This is a genomic window from Pseudostreptobacillus sp. (assembly GCF_977040545.1).
Window position 1 is genome coordinate 1 of sequence record NZ_CDRRBS010000017.1, and the last position, 15,994, is coordinate 15,994.

At 25.3% G+C, this 15,994-nt stretch carries 8 protein-coding genes; 7 read left to right on the forward strand and 1 reads right to left on the reverse strand.

Features of this window, described 5'->3' with window-relative positions; translation table 11 throughout:
• Window positions 1–336 precede the first annotated feature (336 nt).
• Together ACWYO2_RS01895 and ACWYO2_RS01900 are read left to right on the forward strand one after the other, a co-directional pair.
• Entirely contained in the window at window positions 337–1,014 is a 678-nt protein-coding gene (locus tag ACWYO2_RS01895) for an ABC transporter ATP-binding protein (RefSeq protein ID WP_455514802.1), read from the forward strand.
• The gene (locus tag ACWYO2_RS01900; protein WP_455514803.1) at window positions 1,007–1,804 is read left to right on the forward strand and encodes an ABC transporter permease; all 798 of its coding nucleotides are present in this window, start codon (window positions 1,007–1,009) and stop codon (window positions 1,802–1,804) included. The genes ACWYO2_RS01895 and ACWYO2_RS01900 overlap by 8 nt, the downstream gene beginning before the upstream one ends.
• A gap of 923 nt (window positions 1,805–2,727) precedes the next feature.
• Here the strand turns inward: ACWYO2_RS01900 and ACWYO2_RS01905 are convergent.
• The gene (locus ACWYO2_RS01905) at window positions 2,728–3,777 is read right to left on the reverse strand and encodes a 2,3-butanediol dehydrogenase (RefSeq protein WP_455514804.1); all 1,050 of its coding nucleotides are present in this window, start codon (window positions 3,775–3,777) and stop codon (window positions 2,728–2,730) included.
• Between the two features lie 230 nt (window positions 3,778–4,007).
• On the opposite strand from ACWYO2_RS01905, the gene ACWYO2_RS01910 reads away from it, so the two are divergent.
• The 5 genes from ACWYO2_RS01910 (at window position 4,008) to ACWYO2_RS01930 (ending at window position 15,520) form a co-directional block, all read left to right on the forward strand.
• A complete protein-coding gene (locus tag ACWYO2_RS01910; protein WP_455514805.1) occupies window positions 4,008–4,997 on the forward strand; it encodes a lipoate--protein ligase in 990 nt (329 codons plus the stop codon).
• Between the two features lie 11 nt (window positions 4,998–5,008).
• The gene (locus ACWYO2_RS01915; protein ID WP_455514806.1) at window positions 5,009–5,392 is read left to right on the forward strand and encodes a DUF2721 domain-containing protein; all 384 of its coding nucleotides are present in this window, start codon (window positions 5,009–5,011) and stop codon (window positions 5,390–5,392) included.
• Between the two features lie 164 nt (window positions 5,393–5,556).
• Entirely contained in the window at window positions 5,557–8,043 is a 2,487-nt protein-coding gene (locus tag ACWYO2_RS01920; protein ID WP_455514807.1) for an AMP-binding protein, read from the forward strand.
• Window positions 8,044–8,298: 255 nt separating this feature from the next.
• Complete coding sequence (locus ACWYO2_RS01925; RefSeq protein ID WP_455514808.1) at window positions 8,299–10,548, forward strand: hypothetical protein; 2,250 nt, start codon at window positions 8,299–8,301, stop codon at window positions 10,546–10,548.
• A gap of 13 nt (window positions 10,549–10,561) precedes the next feature.
• Window positions 10,562–15,520, forward strand: coding sequence for a S8 family serine peptidase (locus ACWYO2_RS01930; RefSeq protein WP_455514809.1), 4,959 nt, complete (start codon window positions 10,562–10,564; stop codon window positions 15,518–15,520).
• Window positions 15,521–15,994: the final 474 nt, after the last annotated feature.

The window sequence follows — 15,994 nt, forward strand, 5'->3', positions numbered from 1 at the left end:
TCATGCAGAAAAGATATATAGTAAAATAAATTCAAAAAAAGAAATATATATATTTAAAGATGCAAAACATGTAAGAGCTGAAAGAATGTATAAAAAAGAATATTGGGAATATATAGATAAGTTTCTTAAAAAATATTTTAAATAAAATAAAGGAATCACATATTTAGGTGTGATTTCTTTTTAATTTATTTGATTTAAAATGCAAAAAATAAATTGACAAAAGAAAAATATGAGGTATTAATATATTAAAAGGAGGTAGTTTATGTTATTTTATTTTTAGAATATAAGTGATGTATGTTAAATATGTTGATTATATATAATATAGGAGTATAGAATATGAACGATATTGAAATAAAATCTTTAAATTCATACTATAATAATAAAAAAGGAATAAAAAATATAAATTTAAAAGTAAATAATGGGGAATTTATTGCTTTATTAGGTCAAAATGGAGCAGGTAAAACAACTTTTTTAAATACATTGGTTGGAATTAAAGATTTTGATGGGGAAATTTATTTTAATTATACATATAAGGACATTGCTTATGTATCTCAAAAACAGGTTATTGATTGGTATTTGAATGTAGAAGATAATATAAGAATGGAAGAAATTTTTAGTGATACTAAAGATGAAAAATTATTTAATCAAATTGTAGAATTATTAGAATTAAAAGATAAATTAAGAGATTTTATAGAAGAATTATCAGGTGGACAATTGCAAAGAGTTCAAATAGCAAGAGCATTTTTAAAAAATCCCAAAGTATATATTTTAGATGAACCTACTACAGGATTAGATGTATATTCTAGTGAAAATATAATGAAGTATCTAAAAAAAGAAGTAGAAAATGAAAAAATAGTTATAGTTTCTTCTCACGATCTAGAACTTATGCAAAAATTTTGTAAAAGAATTATTTATATAAGTGATGGAGAAATAATTTTTGATGGTTTGATGGAAGAATTTATTAAAAATGGAACATTAAGAGGAAGAATGCTAGAGGAGTTTGCTAATGAATAATTTTGAGAAAATAAAAGAAAAAAAATCTTTTTTAAAAGGATTGAAATATGGATTGTGGTTTGAATATAAAGCATTGTTACAAAATAAGTCAGCTTTGTACTCTAATTTAATTTTTCCTATAGTTTATTATATATTTTTTGTTAAAGGACTATCTAAAACAATAGGTATTTTAAATTATCAAGGAAGAGAATTAGAATATGAACGATATGCTTTAACTGGATTAATTGGAATAATTTGTGTAGGAGAAATAACTAATGTAATATATAGAACAGTTATTGATAATAAGTGGGGATTATTACATTTGAAATTAATAAATGGTATTAATATTTTTTCTTATACACTTTCTAAATCATTTTATGCACTTGTAGGTATAAATATACAAATACCTATACTATTATTATTTACAAAATTTACTAATAAAATATCTGTTTTAAATTTAATTGTAGGTTATTTTATTATTATTGTAATAACTTTATTTTGGGTTAATTTAGGTATACTTATTGCAATAAAGATACCGAATTATAAGATTAGAGATTTAATAGTAAATGTATTACTATTACCTATTTATTTTAGTGCACCTGCATATTATGTTTTATCTGATGTAGGTGGAACTATAAAGATGATTGCCTACTTAAATCCTTTAACATATCAGTTGGCTGGATTAAGGGAAGCTATGCTATTTTTAAACTTCAATAAGGATGTTTTGATTTTAATATTGATGACACTTATTATTTCTATAATTAATTTTTTAATTATAAGAAATGTTAAATTTGTTAGAAGTGAAAAATAAATTTTGAAATAGATTAAAATTTAAGATTATAATTATAAATATAAAAAAATCAAGAAAAATAAATTTTAAACCTTGAGTTAAAAAATTTAGAAAATAAAAAAAGGGTTTCGCACTGAACTGCACCCATAATCTTGGACACAAGATTGGAGGTGCAGTTCATAGTTGCCTTTTTTATTATATCATAAATTTTAAAATAAAAAAAAGTTAGGTGCGAACTAACTTTTTAATGCTTAATCATATTTTTCATCAGTATTATATCATATAATTTTAAAACAATCAAATAAAAAAGTTAGGCGTTAGCTAACCATAAATTAAAATAGTAAGTCTTACAAAATTAGTTGAAAAAAATATTTGCAAAAAATAATAATTTTTTTTATAATAAAATATAGTCAAAAAAATCATTGATAATATAACATCGCTAGGATAAAAAGGAGATAGCTTTTTATTGTTAAAAAAAGTAGAAAAATATGTTATTTGTAAGAGTGTTTATTGTAGCTAAAGAATATTGTGTTCGGGAGGATTTATGAAAAAGAATAAATATATGATTATATTATATTGGAGTGTTTTTATTGTTTTCTTTATTAGAGCTCTTATACATTTACATAATTATTTAAAATTAAACTATATATATATAATTATAGGAATTATCTCTTTAGTATTATATATAGTTATAAAATCTTTGAGAAATAAATAAACAAATTAATGTACTCTTAGGAGTATTAATAAATTAAAAATGATTGCTTCAAAAATTTAATTTAAGAAAAAAAATGTACTTTAAATTTTGTGAAATTAGAAAATTTTAGTACATAAAAAATAAAAAAAGTTAGGTGTGAGCTAACTTTGATAGAACATGTACCAACAAACTGTTTTCATTTTTTCTGTCCAGTTTGTCGGTACATATTTTTATTTTACCTTTTTTCTATTTATTTAGGTGAAACAAGTATTTTAACTTGATTTTTTTCTTTAACTAATGCATTGAATCCTTCTTCAACTATATCATCTAATTTGATGTGTTTTGTAACTAATAAATCTTTAGAGAAGTATCCTTGAGTCATTAATTCAAGTACACTTGGGAATACATCACGGTATGCGATAACTCCTTTAACAGTTTTTTCTTGAATTACTATTTCGTTAGGATTTATAGAAGCTTCACCTTCCCAAATACTTACTATCATAGCTTCTCCATCTTTTTCAACAACTTCCATAGATTGTTTTAATACAACAGGTACTCCTGTTACTTCATAAGAAACATTTACTCCACCGTTAGTTAATTTTACTATTTCTTCAACTGGGTTTACTTTTGAAGGGTCTATTATAATAGCACCTAATTCTTTAGCTTTAGCTTGTCTTTCTGGTGAAAGTTCTACTGCAAATATTTTAGTAGCCCCTCCTGCACGTAATGCATCTATTATTAATAATCCTATAGGACCACAACCGAATACTGCAACAGTATCTCCAGTTCTAAATTTACTTTGACGAACTGCGTAAAGTGCAACAGCTGATGGTTCAGTTAAAGCAGCTTGTTCATAATCTATAGAATCTGGTAATTTGTGAGCTTGATCCTCATTAACTACAACGAATTCTGAGAATCCACCTCCACCTCCTCCAAGTCCTATGAATGTTAAGTTTGGATCTAAGTTATATTTTCCTTTTAAACCATTTTTTGCAAATATTGGCTCTATAGTTACTCTATCTCCAACTTTGAATTTAGTAACACCTTTACCAACTTCTACAACTTCTCCTGAAAATTCGTGTCCCATTGTTATAGGTGCAACTTCTTTTGTATAAGGGTGTGGAGTTGTTGTAGGAATAAATATTGGACCTCCTAAAAATTCGTGTAAGTCACTTCCACATATACCACAATATTTAATAGCAACTTTAATTTGCTCATCGTGTTGTAATACAGGTACATCTATTTCTTCAACTCTTACATCTCCTCTTTTATGCCATCTAGCAGCTTTCATTTTGCTCATCGCATACCTCCTAAATCTTAAATCTATAGCTATTAAAACTACTTTGTTATTTTAAACTTAAAAGTGAAAAAAGTCAAATTTATTTTAAAAATTTTTTATATATTAAGATATACATAATATGAATATATAAAAATTACATAATATGAAATAGCAAATAAAATTAAAATTAAGTGATACAAGAATAAAAAAATATGGTATAATATTTAAAAAGAGTAAAAGGAGATAAAGATATGATTTACATTATTAGTGATACAAATGAAACAGCTTTTAACATAGCATCAGAAGAGTATGCTTTCAAGAAATTATTAGATGAAGATATGATTTTTATGTTATGGATTAATAAACCTTCTATAATAGTAGGTAGACATCAAAATACCATAGAAGAAATTAATAGAGATTATGTTAAGGAAAATGGTATAGAAGTTGTAAGAAGAATTAGTGGAGGTGGAGCAGTTTATCACGATTATAACAATTTGAATTACACAATAATTTCTAAAGAAAGTGAAGATAAAGCATTTGATTTTAAAAGTTTTTCTATACCAGTAATAAAAACTTTAGAAAGTTTAGGAGTTAAGGCAGAATTTACTGGAAGAAATGATTTAGAAATAGATGGTAAAAAATTCTGTGGTAATGCTCAAGCATATATTAATGGAAGAATTATGCATCATGGGTGTTTATTATTTGATGTAGATCTTTCAGTTTTAGCTAAAGCTTTAAAAGTTTCTAAAGATAAAATAGAATCTAAAGGAGTTAAATCAGTTAGAGCAAGAGTTACAAATATAGTAAATGAATTACCTGAAAAAATAGATGTTATACAATTTAGAGATTTATTATTAGAATATATGAAAAAAGAATATCCAGAAATTCATGAATATAAATTTAATGAAGAAGATATTAAGGAAATAGAAAAATCTCGTAAAGAAAAATTTGGTAATTGGGATTGGAATTATGGAAAATCTCCAGAGTATAATATTACAAGATCTCATAAATTTGAAAAAGGTAAAATAGAAATATATGCAAATGTTATAGAATCTAAGATAGATAACATTAAAATATATGGAGATTTCTTTGGAATAGAAGATGTTTCTGCTGTTGAAGATATTTTAAAAGGTGTTAAATATGAAAGAGAAGATGTTTTAAAAGTTCTTAATAGTATTAATTTATCAAGATATTTTGCAGGTATAACACCTGAAGAAGTTGCAGAGGTTATAGTAGGGTAGGTGAATTGATTGTGGTTTTAGATATTACAACACCGGCTGTAATGTTTCCAGCTATTTCATTATTATTACTAGCATACACTAATAGATTTTTAGCACTAGCTTCAATAATTAGAAATATGAATGTGTGTACTATAGATGAATATGAGTCAGAACAAATAAAAAATTTAAAATTAAGAATGATATATATTAGGAAAATGCAATATTTAGGAGTTTTTAGTTTACTTCTTTGTGTTTTTTCAATGTTGTTTATATTTTTATCTTTTAATATATTAGGTGGAGCTATATTTGCCATAAGTCTTTTGCTAATGATATTATCTCTTATATATTCACTAGCAGAGATAAGAATATCTTTACAAGCTTTAGATATACACTTAAATAAATGTGGGAAAAAATAAAAGGGTGAGAGCTACACCCAAAATCTTTTATAGAAGATTAGTGGTGTAGTTTTTAAATTTCATAATATTGGATATTTGTTTAAATGTGTCAAAAAAATTTAATACTTGTAAAAATTATGAAAAAGATATATAATATAGACAATACATAAAAGAAAGGGGAATATATGTTTTTAAAAAAATCAGATAAACTTGCTATAGTAGATTTTGAAAATAATCATATAACTCATGAAGAGTTAGTAAATAATGTTAAATACTACTCTAAATATTTTGTACATACAGATAGAAAAAAATCATTTAATATATTAATGTTTGAAAATAGAAAAGAATGGATATATGCTTTTTATGCTATATGGGATATAGGTTCTATTCCTATAACTATAGATGCCTCATCTAGTGTGGATGAATTAAAATATTTTTTAGAAGATTCAGATGCAGAATCTATTTTTGTATCTAATACAACAATAGAGGTAGCTAAAAAAGCTATAGAAGAGCTAAACAAAGATATTAAATTATTTAATGTAGATGAATTTAAGGTAGATACTTCTAAATTAGAAGAAATAAAAAAATGTGATAGAATTACTAATCATCCAGAATGGGATGATACAGCTGTTATGCTATATACTTCAGGAACTACTGGGAATCCTAAAGGTGTAATGCTTAGTTATGGAAATATATTAAGTCAAATTGATTCTATAAAATCTGTTAAGGATATTAAGGAAGATGATCAATTGATAGCTGTACTACCTTTTCATCATATACTACCACTTATGATAACTAATTTAATAATAATGTATCATGAAACACAATTATCAGTAGTATTAGTTGAAAAACTTTCAAGTAAAGATATACTTACTGCATTAGAAAGAAATAGAGTAACTATGTTAATACTTGTTCCTAGAGTTTATTATTTATTCTATAAAGCATTAAAAGATACAATAGATTCTAAATGGATCACAAGAACGATTTATAAAATTGCTAATAAATTAAAAAGTCCAACTTTTTCAAAATTAATATTTAAAAAAGCTCATGATAAATTTGGAGGTCATATACGTGATTTCTTAGCAGGAGGGGCAAAATCTAATCCTGAAATGATAGAGTTTTTTGATACTATAGGATTTAAGTATTCAGAAGGATATGGTCTAACAGAAACATCTCCTTTAATAGCAGCTTCTACTCCAGAACATGGAAAAAAAGTTGGAACTGTAGGTCTTCCAGTTGAAAATGTTGAAATAAAGATAGTTGAAGAAGAATTATGGGTTAAGGGTCCTGTTGTTATGAAGGGGTACTATAATAAACCAGAAAAAACAAAAGAGGTCATAACTGAAGATGGTTGGTTTAAAACAGGTGATTTAGTAGAGATGGATAAGGATGGATATATTAGCATAATAGGACGTAAGAATGCTATGATAGTTCTTTCTAATGGTAAGAATGTTGATCCTGAAAAACTTGAATTTAAACTACTTGAAAAAGGTGATGGAATAATTAAAGAATTAGGTATATTTGGAAATAATGATAAACTTTCAGCATTGATAGTAATAGATAAGGAAGAAGTGAGAAATAAGAATGTTTCTAATATACATGCTCATATTAAAGATGTTGTTGAGTTCTATAATGCTTCTGTTCATAACTATGAGAAAATATTAGATTATAGAATAACTGAGAATGAATTACCTAAAACACGTATAGGTAAAACTCGTAGATTTATGCTTAAGGATATATATAACTCTCAAGATGAAGTTAAGGATGAAGTTAAATTTGATGAACCAGATACACCTGAATATTTAAAATTGAAGAAGTTTATATTTAATATGAAGGGTAAATATCCACATCCTGATAAAGATTTAGAAATAGAATTTGGTTTAGATTCTTTAGATCAAATAGAGTTAAGAACATTCATAGAAACAACATACGGATTAAAACTTGAAGAACAAGAGTTTAGAAATAATTTAAGTTTAAATAAGTTATCTAATTTAATTACTGAAAAGGGTAATACAGAAAATACTCAAGAAGGTGGTAACGAATGGACAAGAATTATAGAAAATGCTCCAAAAATTAGTATTAAAGATGGTATATTAATTACATTGATAAAACCAGTAATATGGTTGTTATTTAAACTTTACTTTAGAATTTCAATTAAGGGATCTAAAAAAATTACGGATAAACCTCAAATATTTGTATCCAATCACGAAAGCTTTTTAGATGTATTAGCTCTTAGTCTTTTAATAAATAATAAAATACTTAAAAAGACTCACTCATTAGCTATAGATTGGTATTTTAAATCTGCATTTATGAAATTTGTAGCTAATAATTCTAATGTATTGTTATTAGATATTGAAAATAATATTAAAGAAACTATAGAATCAGTAGCAGGAGTTTTAAAAGATGGTAAAAATGTATTGATATTCCCAGAAGGTACTAGAACTAAGGATGGAAATATTACAGAATTTAAAAAATCTTTTGCAATAATTGCTAAAGAATTAAATATACCTATAACTTGTGTTAAGATAAATGGTGGATTTAAAGCGTTTTCAAGATATATGAAGTTTCCAAGACCGTATAAATTAGAAGTTAGTTATTTAGGAGAAGTTAATCCTGAAGGATTAAGTTATACTGAAATAGTTGATAAAACAAAAGAATATTATACAAAGTAAAACCTATTTAAAATAAAAAATCTCTCTAAAATATAGAGGGATTTTTTATTTGTCTTTATGTAAAAAATAATTTATATTAAAAGTAAATATTTTTTAATATGGAGTGATATAATTTAAAAATCTTAGTAAAAATATAAATAATATATATAGCAACCATAAATAAAATATATAGAAAAAACTTAGAATTATCATTGAAATAAATATGTGTTTTATGTTAGAATTTTAATTATTAACATAAAAAAGAAGGGAGAATGTATGAAAAAAAACATATTTCTTTTAAATGCAATATTGTTATTGAGTACAGTTAGCTTATCTTTAGATGGAGATTTAAAGGTAAAAGGAGATTTAGATATTAATTTTAAATCACAAGAAGATGATAAAGAAACTAAGGTAGATGAAAAAGGTTTCTATTTTTCTAATGCAGGATATAATTTGGGACTTGTTGATTTAAAATTATCAGATAAGGAAACAGGTATAAGTTTTGGTGGTAATTTTAAATCATCAAGAGTAAATATTTTAGTTAATGATAGTGATAATGAACAATATAATAAAATAAGAGAAAAAAAGAGCTTGAATCATGACCTTCAAGGTAAGGTATTTGTTAAATGGGACAATAATAAGGAAAATTCAAAGTTTGGTTCAAATTTAGGATTTGAATATTATTTAGATAACTATGCTAGAAAAAGTATAAGAAATGGGTCTGAAATACTAGATGAAGATACTTTTGATTATGAATATATAGATGGAGATAAAAAATATTTAGGAGGGGACACTAAGTTTAATGCAGCTCTTTATTTCAAACCTATAAATACATTAAAATTAGGATTAGATACAGAATATTATGCAAATAATATTGTTAAATATAAGAAGGGATACCCTACATTTAAAAATGTATCTAGTTTGAATTATGATATTAGTGAAAATCAAAAATTAGAGTTTAAACATAACTTTAATTTAAATCTTAGATCTTTTGCAATGCCATATAAAGAAGAAAAAGAAAATGAGGATAATGAGCAATTCGCTTTTCTTAATAATTTTGTAAGAAGATATAGACAAGAATTTGATACTAAATATACTTTTGATAATAAAGGAGATAAATATAGCTTAACAGCTAATTTTAAAGATCATGGATATCTAATAGCAGGGACTAATTTCTATGATAAGACAGATATAGCTAATCATAGACTATTTTTTGATGTAGAAGGAAAATCTAATCAAGACATTTTAGGAGTTAAATTATCAAATACAATTTTACTTTCTTCTAAATATGAAACTGTAAATTATTTGAATAGTAATAATTATGAGCTATGGGCTAATATTAAACCTAAATATATTTTAGATTTATCTAAAGAATATGTGTTAAATGATTTTAAATTAGTTCCTAATTTAAAATACAGTGGGGAATTAGTTATTCCTTTAACTAAAGGTGTATATAAATCAGAATATTTAATAAACAATCACACTCCAGAAATTAATTTTGAAGCAACATATTCTAAAGACAAATTAAAAGCAAATGTTTCATTATTAAATAAAACTGAATTTAAATTACATAAAAATACGATTCTTAAAATAACTGGTAATTTTGAACAAAAGGCTAATTTAGAATATAATTTAAATGATAAGTTTAATGTTAAAGTTGATGGAGAAAACAAGTTGGAACTAACTACTATAAGTGATGTTCAAAAAAGAATTTATCTTGATACTTTAAAAGGTAATTATGGACTTAAAGCTAGTTTGATGTATAAGGTTATAGATTCTGAAAATGAAAAACTTGATATATCAACAAAAATAGGATTTAGTCATGAGTATGAAAAAGGATATATATTAGATGGAGGTAAAGTGCCATACATACCTAAGGATGAAATTCCAAAACAACCTGACGCACCAAAAAATCCTAATGATTATCCAGAAATAAGTTTTCCTAAGCCTAAACCAGAACCTAAGCCAACAGGAGTTTCTAAGTTTTATTTAACACCAGGATATATATTCAAAGGAGATTTAGATATAAATAGGATAAATGATGCACATTCAAGACCATATAATATTAAAGGGGATTTACTTCTATTTATTCAAAGATATGTTGCAGGTGTAGGGCTAAATTATACTAAAAACTTTGATAAATTTACTTTAAAATCAGGAGTTGACACGAAATTTGAACTTGATTTAATAGCTTTAACTAAAGAGAAAAAATCAAAACTTAGAAATACTAAGGAAGATGATGAAGAAAAAAGAATAGATCTTCAAACTTCAACACAAGATAATTTTGTAAATAATATAGGAGGTAAAATTGAAATAACACCTACTACATCTTTAAAGTATGATTTTACAGATAAATTATCATTTACAGGTAAAGTAGAACTTCCAATAAATATATCTAAGAAAGTTATTAATAAAATAACAGATACTAAAAGAAGTGATGAAGGAACTTATGGTCCAAAAGATAAAGAGTTTATACTAAGAAAAATATCTACAAAATTTGGATTTGAGTTAAATTATACATGGTAGGAGGATATTTTTAATGAAGATAAATAACATTTTAAAGATAACACTAGGATTAGTAGCTTTAACTAGTTGTAGTTCTGTAAATAATAAAGAAGAGAATAAGCAAGCTTTTGGGAAAAAAGCTGAAGTTGTAGTATTAAAAAAAGAAAATGATAATTTAGAAAATTATACAACAGAATATACTAGTGAGAATTTTGATATTAGAGGAGATTATGTATATAAGGGTGAACAACTTGATGGAGATTATATAGATTCTGAAACTATAATCTATAGAACTCGTGTTTTTTATGATAGTAAAACATATAAAGAGACAGATAAAGAGTATGGTGAATATCCTGATTTAAGTGATGATAAATATAGTATTACTATAGGTAAAGTAGCTAACCCTAAATATGATGGAACAAATGCTAATGTACCTAAAATGATTAATAGTAAAACTGTAGTAGATTTAACTAAAAAATATGTATATGTAACTTTAAAAAGTTTAGATACAGGTGAAGAAAAAACTATAAAAATTGATAAACCAATAAAAGAATTAGATCCTGTAAAAGATGTATTTAATAAATATTATCCAGATATAGCAAGATATAAGGATTTAAAGAAAAATTTAGATAATAACAGAATAGAATTAAGTGTTGTTAATGGATATAATAAAAAAGAAGAGGGAGTAAGTTTACTTGAAATTTTACCTAAAGAGACTAAGTTTAATAAATATTTAGATCTTGATGATATGGTTGGAGAAAAAGAAGTTTTAGTTAGAGTTCGTGTTAATGGAATAGCTTCAGAACGTGACCAATTTATTAAAAAAACAGTTTCTTTTGGAGAAAAATTAGAAGATTATTCTAATAATTATGAAGAATTATTAACAGACTTAAATAAAACATCTCTTAAATTTAGTGCTGATGGTAAGAGTATACTAGGTGGATTTGATGAGTATAAAACATCAAGATTACAATTTAGAACAGATGATTCTAAAGCAAAAAACTTTGAAGATGAATTAGTATTTAATACTAGAATTTTGGATGAAGATCCAAGTAAACCTACAGTAGGTAAACATAGAGTAGCAAGAGAAATAATAAAAAATGGTAAGGTAATATATTCTAAGGAAGATAATGTTTTTGTTGACTTTAATGGACCAACAGTAGCAATAGCTGATAATTCATTCTTTGATATAACGCCTGAAATAGAAAAAAGAACATATAGACAATCACCATATTATACAGATCCTAAATTTAAATTTGTTGATGAAAAATTAACAGGATATGATAGAAAGTATGCTTTACTTGAAAAAACTCATGGTGCTACTGTAATAGGTGCTATGATAGATGAGTTAAGTTATCACGCTGATACTTGGTGGGTAGCAAATCAGATGCACGCTATAGGAAATGAAGGAAATAAAGTAAATGCTTCAAATAAAGTAAGTGATGAAAAACTTAAAGAATTATTAGAATCAGCATTAAATAAGTTAGTGTTAGATAATCCTGATAAAACTGAGTTTTTAGTTATTAAAGAAGAAATTGTTAAAAAAATGAATAAACTTTTAAAACCTGCGATAGAAGGTAAGGTTAAAGAGTTTGGTAGAGCTGAGAGAAAATTAACAGATGAAGAAAAAGCTAAATATTTAAAAGAATATTATGATTTTGTAGTATCTCAAGCTCTTAAAGTTAAAAATATTAAAGAATCAGATAAAATACCTTATACAGATATTAATTTTAGTGTTTTAGCTATAGGGCAAGCTGATGGTAGAGGTGTAAGTGGAGGAAAAGTAGGACAATATCTTCCTAAAATTTTAGATGAAAATAAGAATATTAAGCTAATAAATATGTCTTATGGTGGAGACTTGAATTATGATGACTACATTCAATTAGATAATATGAGTGATGAGCAAAAACAAAAAGCAGCTGATTTCTATAATTCAAATTCTTTATACAGATTTTTAATACAATCTTGGCTTAAAGTTGAAAAAGAAAAAGGGGTAGAATTCGTATCTAAAGGTAGAAGTGAAACATTTGATACATTAGAATTGTACGATTACTTTAAGAATAAAAAAGAGATAACAAAAGAAGATTTTGATAAATTAGTTAGATATAAAATGGTTTTAACAGAAGCATCTATTAAAAATGCTAAAGAATTTTCTGCAGCAAATCATGATATATTAATGGTAAGAGCTATGGGAAATACATATAATAGTGGGCGTGTAGATTTAACTAATTTTAAAGCTAATGGAGAAAAAATATTAATACAAAGTCCTGATTTGAAATTTAATAATGATTTTGCCTCAGTTCCTAGTATTATAAACTACTTAGGTGCTAAAGATGCTAGAGAAAATGGACAAGACTATAAGTATGATTATTCATATAGAAAGAATATGATAAATGTAGTAGGTTTAGCAAGTAAGATGAGTGTATATGGAACAAATTCTACTAATAATTTCTTAGGTTATGGTGTGGGTAGTGCTGCTATTCCTGCTTTGAAAAACAAGAATTTAACAACAGGAATGTATGATAACTATATATCTCTTGTTAAAGAGTTAAATGAAATTAGAAAAAATCCAGATAAATACCCTGTTGAATATAGAAGAGAAATAGAAGATCAAATTATGTATATAGAAGCCTACGCTTCTAGAAATGGACATAAAGGTAATGTATTTTCATTAACTCGTGCTGGAAGTTCAAAACTGTGGGCTATGGCTGCACCTGGTGAATATATATATGTTACTGATGTTGATAATCAAGGTAATAAAATAGAAGACGACTATAAATATCGTATAAACTTTGGTTCAAGTTTTGCTGCACCACGTGTTACAGCTGTTGGATCTTTAGTTCAAAAAACCTTCCCTTGGATGAGTGCTCATCAAATAAAACAAACTCTATTAACTACAGCTAAAGATGACTATATAGAAGCTAGTAATGGGCTTGCTACAGGAATTTATGGTGTAGATGAAAATATTGGTTGGGGTATTTTAGATAAAAATTCAGCAGTGAAAGGGCCTGCAAGATTTGTTAAGGCTTTAACTCATGAAGTTGGAGAAGAAAACTTTATAGCTAATGTTACTAGTGGTACATCTGTATTTGGTAATAATATAGCAGGTGCTTTTGATATTACAAGATATATGGTAAGTCGTGGACAATTTACTAAGGAAGAAGTTGATCAAATTAATAAAGCTGCAAATGAAGATGAGGCAAGAAAATTATTCCAAGAAAAAGTTAATTCATTTATAGAAAAATTATCATTTGAAGAAAGAGAATTATTCCGTGATGCAGGACTTACTAAAAAAGGTAAAGGAACTTTAATTTTAGATGGAGATAATACATATACTGGAGATACTAAAGTTGAAGATGGTACATTGATTGTAAGAGGAGGAATGAAATCAAATATTACAGTTGAAAAAGGTGCTAAATTAAAATTAGATATCAATAATGAATATGTTACACATAGCCTTAAGAAAGATCAAAAAGGAATTTTAGCTAATATTGTAAACTATGGAGAACTTTATTCATATTCTGATAATGATATTGTAGCTGGTAAATATACACCTGTTATGGGGTCTAAAACTTATGTTTCACCTATATCACTATTAAGTATAGCAAGTATAGATTTAAGTCGTACAGATAACTTTACATTAGATGTATTTAAATCAAGAGGGATATCTAATGTTTTAAGTACAAAGCCTTTTGGTAAAAAAGAGATAAAAGTATTTGAAGCAAAAGCTAATCAAGATGAAGTATTAACTAGAGTAAAATTAGGAGTTTACCCTATAAGTGAACTACTATCATTCTCTCTTGAATATAAGGATAAAACATTAACTGGTAAAATAATATTAGGAGGACTTGAAAAACCAGCAGAAGATAAAAGACCTGGAAATGATAGACCAGCTTTCGTAAATGAAATAGAAGAAAAATTAAAAGAAATAAGAGATAAATTGAATAAAGAAGCTGAAAAAAGAGCTGAAGAAATAGATAAAAAAGAAAATGAAAATAAACCTAAACCTACTTCAAGTCATTATAGATTTGATAAAGTAGAAGAGGCTCTAGATACAATACTTTATGCTACATTTAAAGATACAAGAGTTATAGACGGTGAAACTCTTGCTGATTCATTAACGGCTGGATATACAGTTTCTAGTTTGAAATTAAATGAAAATAATAAGTTGTTAAATGAAAAGTTAGTGGATAAGAAGTTTTCATTATTTACAAATTTAGTAAATGAATTTAATGTTTCTAGAGATAGTATAAATAGATTAGATATTAATTCTCGTGTAAATGGAGTTAATATAAATCTTGGATACAAATTAGGGGATTATAACTTCTTCTTAGGTGGAGAATTCTTAAATGGTAATCATACACAAGATGATATAGTTTCAACTAAATTCAATAGTTTAGGTGTAAGTGGAATTATAAAATACGTTAAAGATAATTATGAGTTTGATGCAACTATTGCAACAAATACTTTATTTAAAAAAGTATATAAAGATTATCTATATGAAAGTAGAAAAGAACATGATCAAAATCAATTTACTGTATCTGAACATTTGAACTTTGGATATAAATTTAATCCATTAAATAATTTAGAAGTTAAACCTTATGTAGGAATGGATATTTATACATTTGTATTTAATAAATATGATAGTGAAGATAGCTTATTAGGTATTAAATATGATGCACAAGCTAGCACTAAGGTTGCTGCAAGATTTGGATTAGACTCTAAATTTACAATAAGTAATAAATTTGATTTAGGATTAAATACAGTATATATTAAATGGCTAACTGATCCAACTATAAGATTAAAAGTAAAATCTAGTTCTTTTGAGGATATTAAAAATGAAGTTAGTTCAGTTAAATTGCCTGATAATGAATTTAGAACAAATGTTTACTTAAATTATACACCAACAGATAAATTAAGCATTAAGTTTGGTTATGGTAATAAGAATTTAACTACTCAAAATATTAATTTAGGAGTTAAGTATACATTTTAAAAATTAAAAATAGTATATTGAAAATAAATATTGAACTGCACCCATAATATTGGACATAAGATTAGAACATGTACCAACAAACTGGACACAAAATTTAAAATCAATAATTTAAGGAATTACATCTTATTTTATAAGTGTAGTTCCTTTTAAATTTACTATAAATTTTTGGTAAGAATTAATTATTTTTATGTATTTTATCTCTATAACAAAAATTATCAATGTTTTTTAATTAATAAATCCATTGTTTTTTCTTAGAACTATCTTAGAGAAAATTATGTGATAATGTTAATATAGAAATATAAAAAGTGTAAAAAAAATATAATCAAAAATAGTCAAACTAATCGAATACTGATTAATAAAGTGTTTGTTTAAATAGCATAAAGAAGTGGCTTATAAAAAGTTAATCAAATAAAATGTTATACAAATAATATTCTAAGGATAATATAAGAAAAAGTGGGGGGGGTAGCATTGATA

Bases quoted from the DNA above. Each gene is read 5' to 3' on its own strand.
- ACWYO2_RS01895 (WP_455514802.1), top strand. From the start codon at position 337: ATGAACGATATTGAAATAAAATCTTTAAATTCATACTATAATAATAAA.
- ACWYO2_RS01900 (WP_455514803.1), top strand. From the start codon at position 1,007: ATGAATAATTTTGAGAAAATAAAAGAAAAAAAATCTTTTTTAAAAGGA.
- ACWYO2_RS01905 (WP_455514804.1), bottom strand. From the start codon at position 3,777: ATGAGCAAAATGAAAGCTGCTAGATGGCATAAAAGAGGAGATGTAAGA.
- ACWYO2_RS01910 (WP_455514805.1), top strand. From the start codon at position 4,008: ATGATTTACATTATTAGTGATACAAATGAAACAGCTTTTAACATAGCA.
- ACWYO2_RS01920 (WP_455514807.1), top strand. From the start codon at position 5,557: ATGTTTTTAAAAAAATCAGATAAACTTGCTATAGTAGATTTTGAAAAT.
- ACWYO2_RS01925 (WP_455514808.1), top strand. From the start codon at position 8,299: ATGAAAAAAAACATATTTCTTTTAAATGCAATATTGTTATTGAGTACA.
- ACWYO2_RS01930 (WP_455514809.1), top strand. From the start codon at position 10,562: ATGAAGATAAATAACATTTTAAAGATAACACTAGGATTAGTAGCTTTA.